Origin of the sequence: Celeribacter baekdonensis (assembly GCF_003047105.1) — a bacterium.
GTDB lineage: Bacteria > Pseudomonadota > Alphaproteobacteria > Rhodobacterales > Rhodobacteraceae > Celeribacter > Celeribacter baekdonensis_B.
Genome location: NZ_CP028475.1, coordinates 2,625,747 through 2,643,730 on the forward strand (window position 1 = coordinate 2,625,747; position 17,984 = coordinate 2,643,730).

General features: G+C 55.1%; 20 protein-coding genes. 4 read left to right on the forward strand and 16 right to left on the reverse strand.

Annotated elements, in window-relative coordinates:
- Positions 1–46: 46 nt before the first annotated feature.
- From infB to pip, 5 genes are all read right to left on the reverse strand, one after another.
- Positions 47–2,581 carry a translation initiation factor IF-2 gene (gene infB / locus DA792_RS16535; protein WP_107721216.1) on the reverse strand — a complete coding sequence of 845 codons (2,535 nt, stop codon included), beginning with the start codon at positions 2,579–2,581 and terminating at the stop codon, positions 47–49.
- Complete coding sequence (locus tag DA792_RS16540; protein ID WP_107721219.1) at positions 2,578–3,210, reverse strand: RNA-binding protein; 633 nt, start codon at positions 3,208–3,210, stop codon at positions 2,578–2,580. The genes infB and DA792_RS16540 overlap by 4 nt, the downstream gene beginning before the upstream one ends.
- 26 nt (positions 3,211–3,236) lie before the next feature.
- A complete protein-coding gene (gene nusA, locus DA792_RS16545; protein ID WP_107721220.1) occupies positions 3,237–4,844 on the reverse strand; it encodes a transcription termination factor NusA in 1,608 nt (535 codons plus the stop codon).
- 14 nt (positions 4,845–4,858) lie between these two features.
- Entirely contained in the window at positions 4,859–5,446 is a 588-nt protein-coding gene (rimP, locus tag DA792_RS16550; protein WP_107721222.1) for a ribosome maturation factor RimP, read from the reverse strand.
- A gap of 172 nt (positions 5,447–5,618) precedes the next feature.
- Positions 5,619–6,596 carry a prolyl aminopeptidase gene (gene pip / locus DA792_RS16555; RefSeq protein WP_107721224.1) on the reverse strand — a complete coding sequence of 326 codons (978 nt, stop codon included), beginning with the start codon at positions 6,594–6,596 and terminating at the stop codon, positions 5,619–5,621.
- 69 nt (positions 6,597–6,665) lie between these two features.
- Between pip and ubiG the strand changes: the two genes are divergently transcribed.
- Positions 6,666–7,412 carry a bifunctional 2-polyprenyl-6-hydroxyphenol methylase/3-demethylubiquinol 3-O-methyltransferase UbiG gene (gene ubiG, locus DA792_RS16560; protein WP_107721227.1) on the forward strand — a complete coding sequence of 249 codons (747 nt, stop codon included), beginning with the start codon at positions 6,666–6,668 and terminating at the stop codon, positions 7,410–7,412.
- 3 nt (positions 7,413–7,415) lie between these two features.
- Here the strand turns inward: ubiG and DA792_RS16565 are convergent, their stop codons facing one another.
- The 4 genes from DA792_RS16565 to DA792_RS16580 are packed head-to-tail and all read right to left on the reverse strand — an operon-like array spanning position 7,416 to position 9,708.
- On the reverse strand, positions 7,416–7,865 hold the full coding sequence (locus tag DA792_RS16565; RefSeq protein ID WP_107721229.1) for a MarR family winged helix-turn-helix transcriptional regulator: 450 nt from the start codon (positions 7,863–7,865) through the stop codon (positions 7,416–7,418).
- Complete coding sequence (locus tag DA792_RS16570) at positions 7,862–8,698, reverse strand: carbon-nitrogen hydrolase family protein (protein WP_107721231.1); 837 nt, start codon at positions 8,696–8,698, stop codon at positions 7,862–7,864. Before DA792_RS16570 ends, DA792_RS16565 begins: the two co-directional genes overlap by 4 nt.
- Before the next feature lie 3 nt (positions 8,699–8,701).
- The gene (gene grxC, locus DA792_RS16575; RefSeq protein ID WP_107721233.1) at positions 8,702–8,959 is read right to left on the reverse strand and encodes a glutaredoxin 3; all 258 of its coding nucleotides are present in this window, start codon (positions 8,957–8,959) and stop codon (positions 8,702–8,704) included.
- A 35-nt stretch (positions 8,960–8,994) separates the two neighbouring features.
- Entirely contained in the window at positions 8,995–9,708 is a 714-nt protein-coding gene (locus DA792_RS16580; protein ID WP_107721235.1) for a ComF family protein, read from the reverse strand.
- 187 nt (positions 9,709–9,895) lie between these two features.
- Here DA792_RS16580 and DA792_RS16585 point away from each other — a divergent pair, with 187 nt between their 5' ends.
- The gene (locus tag DA792_RS16585) at positions 9,896–10,603 is read left to right on the forward strand and encodes a methyltransferase domain-containing protein (RefSeq protein ID WP_368074479.1); all 708 of its coding nucleotides are present in this window, start codon (positions 9,896–9,898) and stop codon (positions 10,601–10,603) included.
- A gap of 78 nt (positions 10,604–10,681) precedes the next feature.
- Positions 10,682–11,743 (forward strand): ferrochelatase, encoded by a 1,062-nt coding sequence (hemH, locus tag DA792_RS16590; protein WP_107721237.1) that lies wholly within the window; start codon positions 10,682–10,684, stop codon positions 11,741–11,743.
- Positions 11,744–11,838: 95 nt separating this feature from the next.
- On the opposite strand, the gene DA792_RS16595 is transcribed toward hemH, so the two are convergent.
- Together DA792_RS16595 and DA792_RS16600 are read right to left on the reverse strand one after the other, a co-directional pair.
- On the reverse strand, positions 11,839–12,024 hold the full coding sequence (locus DA792_RS16595; RefSeq protein ID WP_107722744.1) for a hypothetical protein: 186 nt from the start codon (positions 12,022–12,024) through the stop codon (positions 11,839–11,841).
- 124 nt (positions 12,025–12,148) lie between these two features.
- Entirely contained in the window at positions 12,149–12,742 is a 594-nt protein-coding gene (locus tag DA792_RS16600) for a L,D-transpeptidase (RefSeq protein WP_107721238.1), read from the reverse strand.
- Positions 12,743–12,908: 166 nt separating this feature from the next.
- Here DA792_RS16600 and DA792_RS16605 point away from each other — a divergent pair, with 166 nt between their 5' ends.
- The gene (locus tag DA792_RS16605) at positions 12,909–13,442 is read left to right on the forward strand and encodes a CAP domain-containing protein (protein ID WP_199908084.1); all 534 of its coding nucleotides are present in this window, start codon (positions 12,909–12,911) and stop codon (positions 13,440–13,442) included.
- A 10-nt stretch (positions 13,443–13,452) separates the two neighbouring features.
- Here the strand turns inward: DA792_RS16605 and DA792_RS16610 are convergent, their stop codons facing one another.
- The 5 genes from DA792_RS16610 to DA792_RS16630 form a co-directional block, all read right to left on the reverse strand.
- On the reverse strand, positions 13,453–13,953 hold the full coding sequence (locus tag DA792_RS16610; RefSeq protein WP_107721242.1) for a L,D-transpeptidase family protein: 501 nt from the start codon (positions 13,951–13,953) through the stop codon (positions 13,453–13,455).
- Positions 13,954–14,023: 70 nt separating this feature from the next.
- Entirely contained in the window at positions 14,024–15,241 is a 1,218-nt protein-coding gene (locus DA792_RS16615; protein WP_107721244.1) for a class I SAM-dependent RNA methyltransferase, read from the reverse strand.
- A gap of 1 nt (position 15,242) precedes the next feature.
- Positions 15,243–16,346, reverse strand: coding sequence for a CCA tRNA nucleotidyltransferase (locus tag DA792_RS16620; RefSeq protein WP_107721246.1), 1,104 nt, complete (start codon positions 16,344–16,346; stop codon positions 15,243–15,245).
- Positions 16,347–16,393: 47 nt separating this feature from the next.
- On the reverse strand, positions 16,394–16,996 hold the full coding sequence (locus tag DA792_RS16625; RefSeq protein ID WP_107721248.1) for a CoA pyrophosphatase: 603 nt from the start codon (positions 16,994–16,996) through the stop codon (positions 16,394–16,396).
- Entirely contained in the window at positions 16,980–17,981 is a 1,002-nt protein-coding gene (locus tag DA792_RS16630; protein ID WP_107721250.1) for an Hsp33 family molecular chaperone HslO, read from the reverse strand. Before DA792_RS16630 ends, DA792_RS16625 begins: the two co-directional genes overlap by 17 nt.
- Positions 17,982–17,984 lie beyond the last annotated feature (3 nt).

A 17,984-nucleotide genomic window follows, 5' to 3' on the forward strand; every position in this document is an offset into this window, starting at 1 on the left:
AGGCGAGCCGTTTGGCTCGCCTTTTTGTTTTGATGTATCACATGAATCACTCAAGATTCCGTTGCACTTCTTCGCGCTCAAAGATCTCGATGACGTCGTTCGGACGAATGTCTTCGTAGTTCTCAAAGGCCATGCCGCATTCCTGACCGGACTGGACCTCTTTGACCTCATCCTTGAACCGTTTGAGCGTCTTGAGTGTCCCTTCGTGCATGACAACATCGTCACGCAGCAAACGCACACCCGCCGAGCGACGCGCAACGCCTTCGGTGACAAGACAACCCGCAACCTTACCAACGCCAGAGACCTTAAAGACCTCTTTGATCTTCGCATAACCAATAAAGTTCTCGCGGATTTCAGCGGAAAGAAGGCCGGAAGCCGCCGCTTTCACATCATCCACAAGATCGTAGATCACCGAATAATACCGGATTTCCACGCCTTTTTGGTTGGCGGAGTTGCGCGCCGGAGCATTCGCACGGACGTTAAAGCCAATAACCGGGGCGCCGGATGCCTCAGCAAGACCGATGTCGGATTCGGTGATCGCACCCACGCCGTAGTGGAGAACGCGCACACGCACTTCGTCGTTGCCAATTTTTTCCATCGCCTGAACGATCGCTTCGGCAGACCCCTGAACATCCGCTTTGACCAAGATGGGCAATTCGGAGACGGTTTCATCGGCTTTCGCTTTCGCCAAAAGCTGATCCAACGTCGTCGCAGCGCCAGCAGCAGCACGTTTGTTCTTGGCCGCATGTTCGCGATATTCTGCGATTTCACGCGCCTGTGCTTCGGTCTCAACCACGTTCAAAACGTCACCCGCTTCGGGCGTACCGTTGAGGCCAAGCACCTCAACCGGAACAGACGGGCCAGCCTCATCCACACGCTCGCCTTTGTCGTTTACAAGCGCACGGACTTTACCCCATTGCTCGCCCACAACAAAAATGTCGCCGCGTTTCAAAGTGCCTTTTTGTACGAGCACTGTCGCCACCGGACCACGGCCCACATCAAGCTGCGCCTCAATCACGGCACCTTCGGCGGCGCGATCAGGGTTGGCTTTCAACTCAAGGATCTCAGCCTGAAGCGCGATGGCTTCAAGCAAAGTATCAAGACCTTTGCCGGTTTTGGCCGAAACTTCCACGTCCTGCACATCGCCAGACATCGCCTCGACAACAACTTCGTGTTGCAAAAGCGCGGTCCGAACACGGTTTGGATCGGCATCCGGTTTGTCGCATTTGTTGATCGCAATGATCATCGGAACACCCGCCGCTTTGGCGTGAGCGATCGCTTCGATCGTTTGCGGCATGACCGAATCGTCCGCAGCCACAACCAAGATGACAATATCCGTCACCTGCGCACCACGGGCACGCATGGAGGTAAAGGCCGCGTGACCCGGCGTGTCGAGGAAGCTGAGAACAGCGCCCGAATCGGTGGTCACCTGATAAGCGCCGATGTGTTGGGTGATCCCACCCGCCTCACCAGAGGTCACATTCGCATGGCGAATCGCGTCAAGCAGGGAGGTTTTCCCGTGATCAACGTGCCCCATAATGGTGACAACCGGCGGACGCGATTTGAGATCTTCGGGTTTTTCTTCAACCTGTTGGATCACATCCTCAACGTCGGCATCAGACACGCGCAAAATGCGGTGACCAAATTCTTCAACGATCAACTCGGCCGTATCCGCATCAATAGATTGGTTCTGCGTGACCATCATGCCCATGTTCATGAGCGATTTGACCACATCAGCCACACGTTCAGCCATACGGTTGGCAAGCTCGGACACCACAATGGCTTCCGGGACACGCACTTCACGCACAACCTTTTCGCGCTGCTCGTTGCCCATAGCTTTTTGACGCATGCGCTCTTGTTTGCGCTTCATCGACGCCATGGAGCGATGACGACTGCCTTCGCCGCCCGTCAACGCTTGGTTCACGGTGAGTTTGCCAGAGCGGCGATTGTCCGCCACTTTGTTGCGATTGTTGCGATCGGTCTCTTCACGCTCACGCGCACGCGGTGCCGGAGTGGCCGGACGACCACCACGATCCATTTGCTTTTGCAAAGCAACCTGAGCGGCAGCCGGATCATCATCGACCTTGGGCGCTGCTGCGGCTGCCGGCTTTTTCGCCTGCGCTTGAGCCTGAGCTTCGCGTTTTTTGGCGTCTTCCGCCTCTTGCTTGGCGCGAGCTTCTTCTTCTTCCTTGGCTTTGAGCGCGGCTTCGCGCTCCGCTTCTTCGCGTGCCTTTTCTTCAATTTCACGGCGGCGGCGCTCGCGCTCTTCTTCGCGCGCCTTCTCTTCTTCCGCACGGTTTTTAGCATCCTGAACTTCGGCAGATTTTGCCGCAGCCAATGCCTTCATCCGGCGTTCCATTTCCGCATCGGAAATGCCCGCAGGACGTTTTGATGGGTCCCCGTAGTGGGCTTTCCCGGCACCCGACGCAGACGGTTTCGCGGACCCAGCTTTGGGGACCACGACTCGTTTACGCTTGGTCTCGACCACAACACTCTTGGTGCGCCCGTGGGAAAAGCTCTGTTTCACCGATCCGGGGCCGCCCCGAAGGCCGAGGGGTTTCTTGCCGTCTGTATCGCTCATTTCGTCGTCTTACCCTTCCCGGCGGAGCCCTCTCCACCGATTGTCTCGCGCACGCCCATCAGGCGTGTGGCTTCCTCTACAACACGTTTACTGAGTCCGCCACCTGCGAGCGCGCCATGTATCACACTTTCGCGTCCAAAAGCCAAACCCAATTCGGAACTCGTCAGATGACCGAACCAACGACCACCCTCCGGCGTCCAAAGTTTGCCTTTGCCGCGCTCTGATCCGTCAGAGGCCTGAAGCAAAATTTTTGCCCGCCCATCTGCCAACCAGCCTTTAACTTTTTCGAACCCACACACCGCATCTCCGGCTTTGCGCGCCAGAGAGATCAAATGCACGACACGGTCCGTCAAACCCACTTCAAGCAGATCAACAAACCCGTCAGGGATCGTCAAATCCATCCGCGCGGCCTTTGAAAAGAGACGCTTTTTGAGCGCCTCTTCCAAAACTTCGCGCTCTGCCGAGACGTAAATCCCACGACCGGGAAGCTTTTCTGACAGATCCGGCACGAGGAGCCCGTCCGGGCTAACGACGAACCGAATGAGACCACGCTTCGGCTGCGCTTCGCGCGTCACAATGCAACTGCGCTCGCTCTCATCTCTGTTTTTCGTTTGCCCACCTCGGGTCATATAGCACCTCGTCGCTCAGCCTCAAATCAGGCTTCGCTTTCCTCTTCGACTTCACCGTCCTCATCGGACACAAGATCGGACGGATCGACCCAACCAAGCTGAATGCGCGCCGTCATCACCAGTTTTTGTGCTTCTTCCAGGGACATGTCGAATTTCTCAAGGACACCGTCGTCCTTGACGCGTTCGCCATTGACCGTGGTCCAACCGCCGGCCAATTCCCAATCGGCACAGGTCGCGAAATCTTCGACGGATTTCACACCATCTTCGGCCAATGCTTCAATCATTTGGGGTGTCAGGCCTTCGAATTCAATAAGGCTGTCTTCGACACCCAATTCGCGAGCATGCTCAAGCGCCTTACGATTGGCGGCCTCCAACACATCACGGGCACGAGCCTGAAGTTCAGACGCGGTATCCGTGTCCACGCCGTCGATGACCAAAAGCTCATCCACATCAACATAGGCCACTTCTTCAAGGTTGGTGAACCCTTCAGAAACAAGAAGCTGGGCAAAGAACTCGTCAAGATCGAGGTTGTCCATGAACAGTTTGGTGCGCTCAGCGAATTCGGCCTGACGACGCTGAGATTCTTCAGCTTCGGTCAGAATGTCGATATCCAAGCCGGTCAACTGCGACGCAAGGCGCACGTTTTGGCCACGGCGACCGATGGCGAGCGACAGCTGCTCATCCGGCACAACAACTTCGATTTTGCCAGCGTCTTCGTCGAGCACAACTTTCGTCACCTCGGCTGGCTGAAGCGCGTTGACCAAGAAGGTCGGCGCATCTTCGTTCCACGGGATGATGTCAATTTTCTCGCCCTGAAGCTCGTTCACCACGGCCTGAACACGCGAACCGCGCATACCGACACAGGCACCGACCGGATCAATCGAACCGTCATAGGAAATCACGGCAATCTTGGCGCGCGAACCCGGATCACGGGCCACAGCTTTGATCTCGATGATACCGTCATAGATTTCCGGCACTTCCATTTTGAACAATTCGGACATGAATTCCGGCGCGGTGCGGGACAGGAAGACCTGCGGCCCGCGCGCTTCGCGGCGCACGTCTTTGATGAAACACCGGATACGATCGTTCGGGCGATAGGTTTCGCGGCCAATTTTCTCGTTGCGGCGCAGAATGGCTTCGCCACGGCCAACATCGACAATCACGTTGCCATATTCTTCGCGTTTCACCACACCATTGATGATGGTGCCAACGCGATCTTTGAATTCGTCAAACTGACGATCCCGCTCTGCTTCGCGCACTTTTTGCAAGATGACCTGCTTGGCAGATTGCGCCGCGATCCGGCCGAGTTCCACGGGCGGAACCTCATCCTTGATCTCGTCACCGATTTGCGGGTCGGCCATATATTGTTTGGCCTGTGTGACGGTCAGCTCCGCTTGGTAATTCTCAAGCTCGTCTTCCTCAACCACAGTGCGCACACGGGTAAAGGTGGCGCGGCCGGTCTTGCGATCAATGGACACACGAATGTCCATTTCGGAGCCGTAACGCGACTTTGCAGCGCGTGCGAGGCTCTCCTCCATCGCTTCAACGACCAATTCGGGGTCGATCATTTTCTCGCGGGCCACGGCCTCGGCGGTTTGCAACAGCTCAAGCTGGTTTGCAGAGGTGATTGCCATATCTCAGTCCTCTCTCAATCCTCTGAAGACCCGTCGTCGGTCTGGATTTCGTCAAAATTTGTTTCGTCGATTGCCCCGGACGCTTTGCGTTGGCGCAACATTTCACGGATCAACTCATCGGTCAGCACGAGTTTCGCGTCCGACAGCCAATCAAAATTCAAACCGATGGTGAGCGCTTCACCATTTTCTTCGATCGTCAGGAGAACCTCATCGCCTTCAACTCCGGCGATCTCTCCTTTGAACCGACGGCGGCCGTCGATCATCTCAGTCGTTTCAATCTTGGCCTCATAGCCCTCGAAAGATGCAAAATCTTTCAGGCGCGTCAAAGGCCGGTCGATACCCGGGCTTGACACTTCAAGCGTGTATTCGTCCTCAATCGGGTCTTCGACATCAAGAATAGCAGAAACTGCGGTCGAAATCTGCGCACATTCGTCCACCTCGATCCCACCATCGGGACGTTCGGCCATAATTTGAAGCGTCTTCGATTTGGTCGACGACATCAAACGCACGCGCACAAGTTCAAATCCCATCCCCTCGATAACCGGGGTGATGATTTCCGCCAAACGGCGGTCAATGGCTGTCTTGGCAATAAGTTCGGACATGTCCGGGCTGCCTCTCAGATACGGGTTCACGGGTCGCCCATCGACCAGCTCGGTTTCAGGGCACAAAAAAACGGGCGCGCGGCCCGTCGATCTTTCCCGGTGGAGCTTTGGGACCTCCCAACGCGCCGCTGTTGGCACGTCCTATACGCCGCCACAGGCCGCTCTGCAAGTCTTATCGCATTTCCTGCCCGATCCGATTCATTGTTGCCACCAGTGCTTGCGTGATTCCGGGCTCAGACATGGCATGGCCTGCCTGCCCGACCATCACCAACCGCGCCTTAGGCCATACCTTATGCAGGGCGTAGGCGGTATGCGGCGGACAAATCATATCGAATCGCCCCTGAACAATGGTGCCAGGCACGTCGGCCATTTTCGCAATGTCTTCCAACAACTGCCCATCGCGGTCAAAAAACGCCTTATGGGTGAAATAGTGGTTCTCCAGCCGCGCAAAGGTCCGGGCGTAATCCAGCGCGGGTTCGCCCGCTGAACCATTCGATCCAATCGACGCCAAAGCATTTTCCCAACGCGACCAAATCCGACCAAAACGCAGTTCTTCTTGGTGATTGCCACTGAACAACCGCCGATGATAGGCGGCGATCAAATCATCGTGCTCCTCCTCCGGGATCGCATCGCGAAACTCTGCCCAAAGCTCCGGCCAAAACTGACCCGCACCGCCCGCATAGAACCAATCCAGCTCGCTTTGGCGCGCCAAAAACACACCTCGCAAAATAAGGTGAATGACCCGTTCTGGATGGCTTTGGGTATAGGCCACACCCAGCGTTGCCCCCCAGCTTCCGCCAAACACCGCCCAGCGATCAACCCCAAGTTCGACCCTGATCCGCTCAACATCAGCAATCAGATGCCATGTGGTATTTGCCTCGACAGAGGCGAAGGGCCGCGATTTTCCACAGCCGCGTTGATCAAACAAAATGATGCGAAAAATGGACGGATCGAAATAGCGCCGCATATAAGGGCTACACCCACCCCCCGGACCACCATGGAACACAACCACAGGAATGCCATTCGGATTGCCGCTTTGCTCGACGTAAATCCGGTGCCCGTCCCCGACCTCCAACATCCGGTGGTCATAGACCGCGATTTGGGGATAGAGATAACTATATGCGCTCTTTTGGCCTGAGACCTTATCCATGGAGTTCCTATATAGAGCGATCAATCGGCATAGAAACCGATTTCTAAGTTGAACACGAAGGAGAGGATCATGCAAATGCATCAGTCCACCATTGACCCGCAAGAGGTCGCCAAATTCGAGGCCATGGCCGCCGAATGGTGGGACCCGAATGGTAAGTTTAAGCCATTGCATATGCTCAACCCGTGTCGGCTTGATTACATCACCGCACAAATCGCTGCTGAATTCGGGCGTGACCTGTCCGCTGAGCGACCCTTTGAGGGGCTGCGGCTGTTGGATATTGGCTGTGGTGGCGGGCTATTGTCCGAACCAATGGCACGATTGGGTGCGACGGTTGTGGGCGCCGATGCTGCGGCGGGAAACCTACCCGTTGCGCAGCTTCATGCGGAAAAATCCGGGCTTGTGATCGACTATCGCCACACCACCGCCGAATCATTGGCCGAAGCTGGGGAGCAGTTTGACGTTGTTTTGAACATGGAAGTGGTCGAACACGTCTCCGATCCACAGGGCTACATGACCGCCTGTCAGATGTTGCTCAAACCCGGCGGGCTGATGATTGCCTCAACGATCAATCGCAACCCCAAAAGCTATATGATGGCGATTGTCGGCGCCGAAGTGATCATGCGCTGGCTGCCAAAGGGCACGCATGAATGGAAAAAATTCATCACACCGGACGAGCTCTTTGCATTGATTGAAAAGGCCGGCCTGTCGCCGGTTGATCGCAAAGGTTTTGTCTTCAATCCGGTACTTTGGAGCTGGTCCCTATCTGCCCGCGATCTGTCGGTGAACTACGTCACGGCATCGACCAAGCCGAGTTAGGGTCTAATGTTCTTCCTCAAGACGAATGCGCATTTCCCGCAAGACGGGGAGTGCGGCCTTGACCCGTTCAGTGCCAATCGCCTCGACAATATCAGACAGGATCGGCGCAATCGCCGCCAAAGCTGCGTCTCGTGCCGCACGACCTGAAGGGGAAATCGACACGAATTTACGGCGCGCATCGTCCCAATCCGGGCGAATGTGAACATGTCCCGCCCATTCAAGTTTGTTCAACGTGTTGGTCATCGCGCCACGGGTGACGTGAAACGCCCGCGCAAGCTGCGCCGGAGACCTTTCATCGTTGGCGCGCGCAAGATGGTTGAGCACAGAAAAGTGGCTGATTTCCATACCTTTGGGCATCGCCTTGGTCAGCCGGTTTCGGGCCAGCTGATCCGCCATGAAAATTTCGGAAAACAGCGCCACAGACAGCGAATCATTGTTGGATGAACCACTCATTGCGGAACCTCAAAGTCACGGTCATGGGACAAAGAGGGGATGCGCGATCTGGCACGAGCAACATCATCCATATCAATATCAATCACATCCCACCCCGGCTCAACGCCGCCATCATAAAGCACCTCCCCCCAGGGCGAAATGGCAAGCGAATGACCATAGGTGCGGCGTGTTGACCCCGCGGTTTCGACGTGTTGCCCCGTTTGCGCCGGAGCGAAAACAAAACACCCGGTTTCAATCGCCCGCGCTCTAAGCAGGCTTTCCCAATGCGCGACCCCGGTCACCGCAGAGAACGCCGCAGGCACGGTGAGGATGTCCGCTCCGGCTTGCGCCAATGAGCGAAACAGCTGAGGAAAGCGCACATCATAGCAAATCGCCATACCAATCCGGCCCAGCGCCGTTTGCGCCAAAACCGCGCGATTGCCCGGACGATATCCGGCAGATTCCCGATAGGTTTCCGTTTCGCTGACATCGACGTCAAACATATGGATTTTGTCGTAGAACGCGGCAATCTCCCCCTCAGGCGTGATCAAAAACGAGCGATTGGCAAAGCGCCCATCTGGATCATCGGTCTTTAACGCCAGTGAGCCGATCAAGAGCCAAATCTGACAGGATTTAGCCGTTTCTCGCAGCCCAGCCAAGGTTGGGTCTTCAGATTCAGTGCGCAAAACCTCTCGTTGATGCGCTCGCGAACTTGACACACAATTGGTCACCTCTGGCGTCATCACAATCTGCGCCCCCGCCTCTGCCGCCTGGGTCACATAGCGCTGTGTGATCGCAAGATTGGCAAGCGGATCGTCAGAGGAGTTGAGTGTGATAAGACCGACGCGGGTCATGACTTAATCCGCCAAAAGCGGGTCGAGCTTACCGGCACGTTCAAGGGCATGAAGCTCGTCACAACCACCGACATGAGTGTCGCCGATAAAAATCTGCGGCACGGTGTGGCGACCATAGGCCTTTTGCATCATTTCGGCGCGACGATTGGGCTCAGCCATCACATTGATGTCGGTGTATGTGACCCCTTTGCTTTCAAGCAGGCGCTTGGCCGCGATACAATAGGGGCAAATCGGAGTGGTGTAGAGCGTGACGGGTTGCATGGGAAATCCTTTGATCTTTCGGCGACTATAAGGATTTAGACCTCTCTGGCAACGCGGGCCAGTACCGCGATTGAAATATGGGACGCACCGGCCTCAAGACAAACGCGTGCGCATTGCGTCAAAGTCGCGCCAGTCGTCATAACATCGTCGATCAAAAGCACATGCCGACCGGCAATCCGCTTGGCACGCTTTGGCGTGACTTTGATCGCTCCCGACACGGTTTCATGCCGTTGATCGGCAGTCATCCCATCCAATTTTCGAGTCGCAACAGGTCGGCGCAATAGATCTGGACAATAGTCTAATCCATGAAGCTTCGACACTTGGGCCGCCAACAAGGCGGACTGATTATAACGACGTTGAAGAACGCGCAGCCAATGGAGAGGCACCGGAGCCACAAGCGTATCCTCACACACCAGAGGCGTAGCCGCCTGTGCCAGCCATGCCCCCGCAGAACGCGCAAGATCGGTGCGGTCGCCATGTTTAAACTTCAAAACCATCGACCGGCCATTCTCCGCATATAACATCGCGGCCCGCCCCCGATCCCACAGACGCGGATTGGCGCGACAGTCATCGCAAAGATCACCCTCCTGCGCCTCACCAATCAAAGGACGGCCGCAAGCGTCGCAGGGCGGATCGACAATAAACGGCGTGTGAGACCAGCATTTTGGGCATAATCCACGCGCCACCTCGATCATTTCGTCGCAGGTGAGGCATTGTGCCGGGTAGATCAGCTTGGCCAGTGTTTGCATTTCCCCGTCAACTTCCTACATTGCCCGCAGGTTTGAAACATGACCGTAAAGAAAGCATATCCATGTCCGACCCCGTTCCTTTGATCCATCGGGACCATCTGTCTCGATACCGCACCCGTGCTTTGCGCATGGGGGCGATTTCTTTTTGCACGAAGAGGCCCGCGCTGAGATCGAAGATCGGTTAAGCATGGTTAATAAACCGTTTACATCGCCAGCGATTGTCACCGGTTTCCCCGAGCTGTGGTCAAAATGGTTCCCCAAGGCACGCGTCATTGCCGATGACGATGTGCTCGACTTGGAACCGGGCGCGCATGATTTGGTGATCCACGCCATGTCCCTGCATTGGGCTAATGATCCCGTTGGTCAGCTCATCCAGTGCAATCGCGCGCTCAAACCCGATGGCTTGATGATCGCGGCCTTTTTCGGCGACCAAACACTGCACGAATTGCGCGCCTGTTTGGGTCAGGCGGAAACCGCGCTTTTGGGTGGGCTGTCGCCACGCATTTTGCCGATGGGGGAGCTGCGTGATCTGGGTGCGCTATTGCAACGCGCCTCTTTTGCTCTGCCCGTGGCGGATAAAAGTCCGCGCACTGTGACCTATCCCGATCTGAAAAAACTCGTCACCGATCTGCGCGCTATGGGCGAAAGCAATGCCCTGAGCGCACGACACATGGCGCCAAGCCCAAAGGCGCTTTTTGATCTCACTGAGCATCTCTATCAGACTCATTTTGTACAAGACGATCGGCTTGTGGCGACCTTTGATTTGGTGTTTCTCACGGGCTGGGCCCCGGATGAAAGCCAGCCGAAACCACTGATGCCCGGCTCCGCCAAACACCGCCTGGCAGACGCGCTTCAGGCGCAGGAATTTAAGCTGCCCACAGAGGCCAACTCTTGACCCGAAACCCGACCGCCCTAAGCCTATAAAAAATCAAACAATCAGGACAAACACATGGGACTTATGAAGCCAAGCCGGATGAACTCAAATGCGGCAGACGCCACATGTCCAATGCACGCTCAAACAGACCACCCCAAAGTACCGAAACAAAAAATCGGGGTCTTGCTCTCAAATTTGGGGACGCCCGACGCCACAGACTATTGGTCAATGCGCCGATATTTGAACGAGTTCCTGTCGGATCAGCGCGTGATCGACTATCCGAAATGGAAATGGCAACCAATCCTTCAAGGCATCATTTTGACCTTTAGACCATCGAAATCCGGTGCGGCGTATCGGTCGATTTGGAACAACGAGGCGAATGAAAGCCCGCTGATGACCATCACCAAAGAGCAAACGGCAGCGATCAAAGCAGCGCTTGCCGAGGAGTTTGGCGATGAGGTGATGGTTGATTTCTGTATGCGCTACGGCAACCCATCCACCAAATCAAAGGTGCAAAAACTCGCGTCTGAGGGCTGTAGCAAAATCCTGTTTTTCCCGCTTTACCCGCAATACGCCGGGGCAACCGTCGCCACCGCCAATGACGAATTTTTCCGCGCCTTGATGGAAGAAAACTGGCAACCCGCCGCGCGGACCGTGCCACCCTATTTCGATGATCCCGCCTATGTTGATGCGCTCGCGCAATCCATTGAGCGCGCTTATGAGGCGGCGGAGAAAAAGCCGGATATCCTGATTTGTTCTTATCATGGCCTGCCAGAGCGCTACCTGAAAGAGGGGGGCGACCCCTATCATTGTCAGTGTCGCAAAACCACTCGACTGCTGAAGGAGCGCCTCTGCTGGGATGACACGCAGATCATGACGACGTTTCAATCGAAATTTGGTCCTGAAGAGTGGCTTCAACCCTACACCGTTGAAGAGGTCGCGCGTCAGGCCGAAGCTGGCAACAAACGTATCGCCGTGTGTGCACCCGCGTTTTCCGCCGATTGCATTGAGACACTCGAGGAAATCAACGAAGAGATCAAAGAAAGCTTTGAACACGCGGGCGGTGAGGATTTCCTCTACATCCCGTGCCTCAACGCCGAGCCTTTGCACATTAAGGCCCTTGTGGATCAAATCCGTAAAAATCTAAGCGGGTGGATCTAGACGGGGCTCAAAGAGCCTTAGCTCCACCGCTTTTATAAAATGAAAAGGGCAGCTCGATGAGCTGCCCTTTAAAATTAGTAACTGTCGCGAGACGATTAGTCAGCAGCAACAGCAGCGGCAACGAGTGCCAAGATCAGCAACGGTACAACGTAACCACCGGCGGACGAGGAAGAAGTTTCTTCCACGATGACGGGAGCTTCGATAACCGGCTCAGAGTAGCCGCCAGCGAAAGAGGCGGTGCCAGCCAGAGCAAAAACGGCAGCAGCAGCAAATTTTTTCATTTTCATTCCTCCATGATCCCTGCATTGGCAGGTCAGGTTTGTTACACAGTACTCGTCTTGACGCCAAATTCGGGGAAAATCAATTCCTCGATCACAGAGGAACCATATTTCGGTCGGCTTGTCGTCAAATTAGCAACACCTGCGTACCTACTTTTGTCAAACCATACAACTCCGCAATGTGCTCGTTGTATAAGCCGATGCAGCCATTCGACGACCGACGACCAATTTTTCGCGTGTCGTGGGTGCCATGGATTCGGTAATATTGCCAAGATAGGTAAAGCGCGTGCGTGCCGAGCGGATTATTTGGACCTGGCCCAACAAACTCCGGCCACTCAGGGTTACGAACTCTCATAGCCGGCGTTGGAGACCAGCTCGGTCCTTCGACTTTGCGAATAATCTCAGTGCGGCCGCGACGGGTCAGATCCTCTGTCAACGGAACCGACGTTGGGTAGAGTTTATAGATCGACTGGTCTTCGCTCCAAAAATGCAACGCCCGCGACGTGGTATCCACAAGGATGGCGCCATTGCTGAGGTTGCTGAAATAGGGCTGCCAATCGAGCGAGCGGAAACTTGAGATGTTGCGACGTACAACGGTTGAGATGTCGCCTTCGATCTCTGTGGTGTTATCGGTTTGTGCCAAAGCAGGCAGTGCCAAAACAGCAGAGGAACCTGCAACAAATGCGCGGCGGGAGACCTTGAGGGCCGAAAGTTTGCTCATTGAACGAAGCCAGTCATGAATGTGAAAGCGGGTACTCAGCCTTTATATGGCGCGATTGCCTCAGTCGCAAATCAAACAATCATTCATGGCAAAAAGTCGCGAACAGGATTTGATCCCGGCAATCAAAGGGTCTACGTCATCAGAACACAGTTTTTGGAGTGTCTGAATGTCTCGCATTATTGCTGTCCTCATGATGGCCCTTATTGGTCTCTCCGCCTGCGACGCGCCGACCGAACGTCTTGGGCCAGATGGCAAGCCCTTGCCGCGCCTCTATCGAATCCATGCTCGGGATGAAGCGAAGATTCAATATCACATCCTTGATTCAATCAACGCACTGCGTGCCGCCGCCGGGACCTCCCCCGTTCAACTCAATGCCAATCTCAATGCTGCCGCGGCGACTCATTCGCGTGACATGCACGTCCAAAACCGTCCCTGGCATTTCGGCTCTGACGGCTCCTCGCCGCTCGATCGCGTCAACCGCTCCGGCTACACGGGCTTGATGATTGGTGAGAATATTTCGGAGACTTACGAAACCGAACTTGAAACTCTGTCCGCATGGATGGAGCAGTCCGACACGCGCGATATCATTCTTGATCCGCGCGCTACAGATATTGGCTTTGCCTGGTATCAAGAAGACAATGGGAAATTGTGGTGGACCCTATTGATCGGGGCCAACCCGTCCCAATTTTCAGGCCTCTAATGACCTGAAATTACGGGAAAATATCTACTTGAGTGCCATCTTGCACCATCATGTAGATCTTCTCAATGTTGCGATCGGAAACCGAGATACAGCCCGCCGTCCAATCACGGCCTTTGCCTCGGTTTTCGCCTGCCCTTCCGTGAATGAAAATGTCCCCGCCCGGACGCCGCCCCATCAACGCGGCATTCTCGGCATCAATTTGGTTTGGGTAAGAAATCCCCAGAGACAGATGATAGGCTGAGTTCGGGTTCCGCCGATCTACGATATAGCTGCCTTCCGGGGTCTTGCCATCACCCTCGAATTGCTTGGGTCCAATCGGATTTCCGCCCAGTCCAATTTTGTATTTCTTGAGCACCTTTTCACCGCTCATAAGATACATTCTGCGGCGTCCCTTGTAGATCACAATTCGAGTGACTGCGGGCCCGGAATAGGCCCTGAGCTCACGCGCCAAAACGCCGAATGGCAGCACAATGGCTGCCACAGTTGATGCTAGAAAAGTTCGCCGATCCATTGGGTCTACTCGATTTGTGTTTTCCGCTGGATACACCGATTTGGCTGATCAGGCCAATGATTTGATTGCTCTAAACGCGCAGGAATCGCGCTGCGATTTCGACGTGAGTCGACCAGCGAAACTGATCAATCACCTCAATCCAGTCCAAAACAAAGCCTGCATCGGTCAGTGTTTTGGCGTCTCGCGCGAATGTGATCGGGTTGCAGGACACGAAACCAATGGTTTTCAGCGCACTTTTCGCGATCTCATCACACTGTGCAGCAGCCCCCGGTCGTGGTGGATCAATGATCGCCGCATCGAACCGATTGAGTTCGTCGGCCCGAATCGGTTGTCGAAACAAGTCGCGAGTCTCAACCGTCACGCGTTTGAGACCGTCGGCCTGTCGCCACCCTTTGTTCAACGCGTCAAGCATCTCACTCACGCTTTCCACGGCATGAACCTCAGCTGTCTCCGCGCAAGGCAAGGAAAACGTCCCGCACCCCGCGAAAAGATCAATGACGCGCTGTGCATCTCCGACAGCTCGGCGCATTGCGTGCACAAGTGCTGCCTCACCTGCTGCCGTTGCTTGAAGAAACGCACCGGCGGGCGGTACGACCCGTGCTTTGCCAAAACGCAGATAGGCTGGCGCTTCGCCCGCAACATCTTCGCCATTCCATGACAGGCGTGAAAACCGTTGATCACGCACGACTTGGCCAAGCTCAATCCTCAGATCCATATCGAGCGGCTTGCCATTCTCCACGGACACATCAAGACCGGTTTGCGTGGCGATCACCGCGAGGTTCATTTCGCCACGGCGCGAGGCCCCAAGTTGAACCAACCGTTCAAGCGCACCATAAGCCGACATGATTTCCGGGGTCATCAGAATGCAGTCAGACACCGGAACCAAGCTGCCAGAAGCGCGGCCATACAGCCCGACCATGACACTCTTTTTTGTCCGTCGTCCATGAAACACTGCGCGCCTTCGACTGCGGGAGGGGGATGTATAAATCGTCTCTAACCCAGCCGAAATACCGTGATTTTTGAGGGCAGTTGCAACGATTTCACGCTTCCAGTCGGCAACAAATTCGTCTGAGGCATGTTGAAGCGCGCAACCACCGCACGTCTTGTAGTGGCGACAGGCAGGCGCGACACGTGCAGGAGATGGCGTGATGATCCGACCATTCATCACCCGGTCATTTTCAGCGTCACCCTCTACAATCTCACCCGGAAGCGCATTTGGCACAAACACGCCGTCTCTGGTGATTCCATCGCCTTTATGTCCAAGCCGGATAACTTCGAACTGCGTCATATCACTCACCTTTTGCCCGCGTAATCAAAGCATGCCTATCGAGCGTAAATCCACTTTCAATCCACGCCTGTTCCGCTGTTTTCAACGCAGAGCCAAGCGCGGGCCCTCTCATTTCTGGCATCAAATCTGCCGCACTGATAGGAAACCGAGCCCTGTCGCCTTTGGCAATGTCCGCCTCCACATCCGGTGAGACCGGCTGTTCAAAGAACGCAGATCGAAGACATGCAACCGCGCGCGCCACATCTGCAGTTTCACGATAGGCAATTTCTGCAAGCCTCTTTGTTCCGGCCGCAAGATCTCGATAAGTGTCATATTCTCGACATTGCACCTTGGACAACCTCAAAAGTTCGCTCACATCAAAGTTGCCCAGCGCCGCAAGGCGTAAGATCGGGTTTGGACGTGTCTCAAAAGCGGTCAAAAGAAAAAATGCCTTTGTCGATGCGCCCGGCAGAAGGGCATTCAAAACGCCGGATTGATCCATCGCGCCAATGGCTTGATCAGGCGACAGGGCAGACAGCAATTTGATGAATTCCGCCCCCACACGTTCCCGCGACAGTGTTGCCAATCCATCAAGATGTGACGCGCAGGCTGCCAAGCCATCAGGGTCTAATCCGGCAGAATGATCGCCATACCACGCATAGAACCGAAAGAACCTAAGAATACGAAGATAGTCCTCTTTGATCCGAAGATGAGGATCATCAATAAAACGGACGCGACCGGCGCGTAGATCCGGCAACCCGCCAAGCGGGTCAATAATCTCTCCTGACGCATCGGCATATATGGCATTCATCGTGAAATCGCGTCGCCGCGCATCATCTTCCATATGGGTTGAAAATGCGACCACAGCACGCCGACCGTCTGTCTCCACATCCTTGCGGAATGTTGTGATCTCAAACGGTTCGCCATCCGCGATCACAGTGACCGTGCCATGCTCAATCCCGGTTGGAATGGCTTTCAGTCCAGCATCTTTCGCCAGTTTTAGAGTGAGTTCGGGTCGCACCGGTGTCGAAATGTCCAGGTCGCTGACTGGAACATCAAGCAGACTGTTCCTGACACAACCTCCAACAAAATACGCAACCTCGTCAATTTCGGAGAAGAGGGCCATCACTTGACGCGCCCCTGTACTGTTGAGCCAAGAGGCCGTGAGCCTGGTCACAATTGCACCCGATCCGCCAACCCGCGCAAAATGCGCGCTGTAGCGCCCCAGATGTAGTAAGGGCCGTAAGGCACAGTGAAAAAGGATCGTTTTTGTCCGCGCCATAGACGCGACTGTACATTAAAATTGTCTGGGTTGAGGACGTGGCTCATGGGAACAGTGAAGATTTCAGAAACTTCGCCCGGCTCAGCAATGGGCGTAAAATCGTCTCTAATCCAGCCTAAAACAGGGTACATCTGAAATCGCGTCACGGTTTCATGGGTGGGAAGAGTGCCGATGACATCAACACTCTGTCGCGGCAAACCAATTTCTTCTTCGGCCTCGCGAAGGGCTGCGTCAATCGGGTCCGTATCCGTTGGGTCCACCCGCCCGCCCGGAAATGCAATTTGGCCCGGGTGATGTTTGAGTGCGGATGAACGCTTGGTCAACACAAGTCTTGGCCCATTTGGGTGGTCCATAATGGGGATCAACACACCGGCCGCCCGCAAGTCACCCGTCACAGCGTCCGAAAAATCCGGGTTCAGATCGAAATCTGACGACGGCGCACCAGAGATATGGAGCGCCGCCTCAAGTGTGGTCCGATCAATCGGTGTTTCCATCCGGCTTAACCTCCGCATCGAAGCCAACTGTTTTAGGATCGAGCACATAATGCGCGCCGCAGAATTGGCAATCTGCGGTCACAGTGCCCTCCTCCGTCGTCATATGTCGAATGTCCTTTGCAGAGTACATCGACAGGCTGTTGCGCACACGATCCTCGGAGCAGTTACAACCGAAAGCGACAGGTTGCGGATCAAAAACCCGAGGCCGCTCTTCGTGGAACAGGCGGACGAGGAGATCAGTGGGCTGAACGCGTGGACCGATCAGCTCCATCTCCTCGACCGTGCTCAAAAGGATATTGGCACGGTTCCAATCTTCCAAATCATCCTCGGCCAGAATGTCGGCGGGCTTCAAGAGGCTCTGATCTTCGGCCCCCTCCAAAGGTGCGGCAAAAGGCGAAGCTTTTGGCATTTTTTGCAGCATAATACCGCCCGCACGCCACGACTCGGTTTCGCCAGACAGGCGCGATTTACCAAAGGACGTTGAGAACCGCGTCGGCAATTGTTCGGATTGAGCAAAATAAGTTTCCGCACAAGCAGACAAAGATCCACCGGCGATCGGCGTGATGCCCTGATACGGTGTCGTTCCGCTGCCTTGATCAATTAGGATGGCAAAATAGCCCTTACCAATTTGCGAAAACGGATCAACACCGGGCTGAAGACGCTCTGCATCATAGGATGCATAGGCCCGAATACGCCCTGGTGCACCGTCCTTTTCTGGCGCGTAATAGTCAGTGGCGATCAGCCGAGCCGGGCCATCCCCACGCACCTGCAGTGAGAGCTTCCAACGCAATTTGATGGTCTGACCAATCATTGCGGTCAGCAACGCGATCTCAGCGACCAGCGCTTCTATTTCAGGCGGATAATTGTGCTGCAACAAAACGCGGTCCAAGACCCCGTCAAGACGCGCGACACGGCCCCGGATGTCGGATGCATCCAGTTGAAACGGGAGAACGGTGTCATCCCATGCGATTTTCGATCCGATCATTTG

What these genes read in the sequence shown, in the direction of transcription:
- infB (WP_107721216.1), bottom strand. Translation starts at nt 2,581, where the DNA reads ATGAGCGATACAGACGGCAAGAAACCCCTCGGCCTTCGGGGCGGCCCC.
- DA792_RS16540 (WP_107721219.1), bottom strand. Translation starts at nt 3,210, where the DNA reads ATGACCCGAGGTGGGCAAACGAAAAACAGAGATGAGAGCGAGCGCAGT.
- nusA (WP_107721220.1), bottom strand. Translation starts at nt 4,844, where the DNA reads ATGGCAATCACCTCTGCAAACCAGCTTGAGCTGTTGCAAACCGCCGAG.
- rimP (WP_107721222.1), bottom strand. Translation starts at nt 5,446, where the DNA reads ATGTCCGAACTTATTGCCAAGACAGCCATTGACCGCCGTTTGGCGGAA.
- pip (WP_107721224.1), bottom strand. Translation starts at nt 6,596, where the DNA reads ATGGATAAGGTCTCAGGCCAAAAGAGCGCATATAGTTATCTCTATCCC.
- ubiG (WP_107721227.1), top strand. Translation starts at nt 6,666, where the DNA reads ATGCAAATGCATCAGTCCACCATTGACCCGCAAGAGGTCGCCAAATTC.
- DA792_RS16565 (WP_107721229.1), bottom strand. Translation starts at nt 7,865, where the DNA reads ATGAGTGGTTCATCCAACAATGATTCGCTGTCTGTGGCGCTGTTTTCC.
- DA792_RS16570 (WP_107721231.1), bottom strand. Translation starts at nt 8,698, where the DNA reads ATGACCCGCGTCGGTCTTATCACACTCAACTCCTCTGACGATCCGCTT.
- grxC (WP_107721233.1), bottom strand. Translation starts at nt 8,959, where the DNA reads ATGCAACCCGTCACGCTCTACACCACTCCGATTTGCCCCTATTGTATC.
- DA792_RS16580 (WP_107721235.1), bottom strand. Translation starts at nt 9,708, where the DNA reads ATGCAAACACTGGCCAAGCTGATCTACCCGGCACAATGCCTCACCTGC.
- DA792_RS16585 (WP_368074479.1), top strand. Translation starts at nt 9,896, where the DNA reads ATGGTTAATAAACCGTTTACATCGCCAGCGATTGTCACCGGTTTCCCC.
- hemH (WP_107721237.1), top strand. Translation starts at nt 10,682, where the DNA reads ATGAACTCAAATGCGGCAGACGCCACATGTCCAATGCACGCTCAAACA.
- DA792_RS16595 (WP_107722744.1), bottom strand. Translation starts at nt 12,024, where the DNA reads ATGAAAAAATTTGCTGCTGCTGCCGTTTTTGCTCTGGCTGGCACCGCC.
- DA792_RS16600 (WP_107721238.1), bottom strand. Translation starts at nt 12,742, where the DNA reads ATGAGCAAACTTTCGGCCCTCAAGGTCTCCCGCCGCGCATTTGTTGCA.
- DA792_RS16605 (WP_199908084.1), top strand. Translation starts at nt 12,909, where the DNA reads ATGTCTCGCATTATTGCTGTCCTCATGATGGCCCTTATTGGTCTCTCC.
- DA792_RS16610 (WP_107721242.1), bottom strand. Translation starts at nt 13,953, where the DNA reads ATGGATCGGCGAACTTTTCTAGCATCAACTGTGGCAGCCATTGTGCTG.
- DA792_RS16615 (WP_107721244.1), bottom strand. Translation starts at nt 15,241, where the DNA reads ATGACGCAGTTCGAAGTTATCCGGCTTGGACATAAAGGCGATGGAATC.
- DA792_RS16620 (WP_107721246.1), bottom strand. Translation starts at nt 16,346, where the DNA reads ATGGCCCTCTTCTCCGAAATTGACGAGGTTGCGTATTTTGTTGGAGGT.
- DA792_RS16625 (WP_107721248.1), bottom strand. Translation starts at nt 16,996, where the DNA reads ATGGAAACACCGATTGATCGGACCACACTTGAGGCGGCGCTCCATATC.
- DA792_RS16630 (WP_107721250.1), bottom strand. Translation starts at nt 17,981, where the DNA reads ATGATCGGATCGAAAATCGCATGGGATGACACCGTTCTCCCGTTTCAA.